The organism is Clostridia bacterium, assembly GCA_017405765.1.
Taxonomy (GTDB): Bacteria; Bacillota; Clostridia; order Oscillospirales; family RGIG577; genus RGIG577.
On record JAFQZS010000019.1, the window covers coordinates 1 to 2,158 of the forward strand.

Consider the following 2,158-nt stretch of genomic DNA (forward strand, 5'->3'; position numbering starts at 1 on the left):
CTCGGCAAGCGGCTTCAGCCTTTCGTAAAGCTGCTCCTTGTCGTAATCTGTGATATCGTAATCTTTGATTATCCCTCGCGCGATCTTTCGTATATCGCTCTCTTTAAGGCGAATCCCCTTCGTCCGTTTGAACTGCTCTTTGAGCCGCGCGTTCTCGCGGGCAAGGCGTTCAAGCTCGCGTATGCGGCTGTCCTGCCCCTTGCGGGAATAGCGTATATCGGGATTGCTTTGGTCGAACGTGCCGATGTTGTCAGTCGCAGACTTGATTTGTTCGGGATAGAAAGCGATGTACTCCTCATCTGAATTGTTCACGCCGTCATACTTTTGCTTTATAAGGTCTTCTCTGGCCTTGATCCCTGCGCCGTTCTCGCCCTTGTGTGCATTCAGCGCCTTATATGCGGCAGCCTCGCTCGCGGGTTTTCTGATGTTCAGATAAAACGCTCTCACGTTCTCGCCGTATCCGCCCGCCTCAATCTCCCACGGGCTGAAGAACATTCCCTGAATGTCCATGTTCGCACGGCCTTTGCTTGCGTCGAAAACGGTAAAGTTTTCGTTCGTCCCGTGATACACCACCTTCGGCGTTCCGTCCTCGTTGACCACCTTGCTTGCGTTTTTGGGATCGTTCTGCCAGTCGCCAAACCAACGCTTGAACTGTCGGCTCTGCGTTTGATTTTCAATTCGCATATTGACTTTTTCGGGGACAAGGTGTACAATACCATCAGAAGCTATTGCTTTGTGAAGATGTTCCGGGAATTGTACCCGGGCACTTACCAGAGGAACGGCTTCTTTTTTTATGTAGTATACCCCGATTTCGCCTGTGTTTTCCTGTGCTACCGCCTCCGCTAAAAGGTTTTCAACATTTCGGTCGTAAACACTTGATACTACATTAACGTCGAGCATATCATTTCCCATATGTCTTTCGGCAGTAATTTCTATTGGTACAAGCCTGCTTTTGTTTGCAGTGCCAACGTCTATTATCGCTACAACGCTATGTGTACTTCTCATAGGCGTAGCTTTTGCATCAACGTCTTTTGCCGCAATTACTGCTATCGGATTTTGTGCTGCCTCGTATAAATTCTTAACAGCGTCATCACCTAACCCGTGATAATGAGTGCGCTTATTATACTTGCCGTCGGTTTTGGCTTCTGCTTCTGTTTTTGCAATGGAATAAATATGCCCCGGACCGATTACAAACGGCAGACTCGGCACACCTAACGCTTGATATATATCGGGCGTATATCCCATAAGAACGGCATCGGTTACGGTCTTCTTCCCGCTCAGTATATCCGAAACAGTTTGCTGGTACCGCGCCGTTATCTCCGCCTGCGCCGCGTTCGTCTTCCGCGAGAACTGCGGTTCGTTTGCATAGTTTAAGTCGTTCTCCTGCGCGAGAAGGTCATAAGCGCGCTGTGGGATAATGCCGTCCTCTGCCAACTCTTTCGCTATTCTTTCTCGCTCATCGTCGTCCACGTCAATTAACCTTGCCGTATCCTCGGTATTGTCCAAAACGATTGCAGGCACCTCTATGCCTGCCTCCTTCGCCGCCGCTATGCGGTGCGATCCCGTAAGGGCAATGTGTCCTTCGTTCCCGTTATCTATAACGACCAAAGGCCGACCGTTCCAACCGCTTTTCTTAAACGCCGAAAGCAACTTATTAAATTTCTTTTGGTCTTTAACTTCATTGAGCGGACGGATGAACGCCAGATCAATATCTTCTTCAAGTGCAGTTTCCTGTTGCGATTCCTTCCGCGACATCTGCACCTCGCCGTCCGCCTCTGCCTTGCCTCTGTTCTCGTTTGCTTCTCTGAGGCAGGCTTTCCAAAGGTCGGTTATCTCCTTCATCTGTGCGTCGTATTCGCCGAGAGTGCTGTCTTTCGTGCCGCGTATCTTATCGAATACCCTATGCATCGCGCCGTAGAAGCCGTTCGCGCCGCTTCTCGACGCGCGTATAAGGGCTTTTATCTTGCGTGCGCTGTCGTCCCGTAAAAGCTCCTGCGCAAAGTCGGCTATTATCTCGTGTTCCGCACTCGATTTGTCCAGCCCGTATTCGCGCATATACTTCTTTGTTTCGCTTTCGGTGTACTCGCGGTATGCAAAAACGGCCGCTTTGAACTTCTCGTAAGCTTTCGGTGCGCTTTTCTCGAAATGGTGCGTTATC

1 protein-coding gene is annotated in these 2,158 nt (G+C 50.1%); it reads right to left on the reverse strand.

Annotated elements, in window-relative coordinates; all coding sequences use genetic code 11:
- The coding region (locus IJG50_03940) for a ParB N-terminal domain-containing protein (protein MBQ3379000.1) at positions 1–2,158 on the reverse strand (2,158 nt) is incomplete at both ends.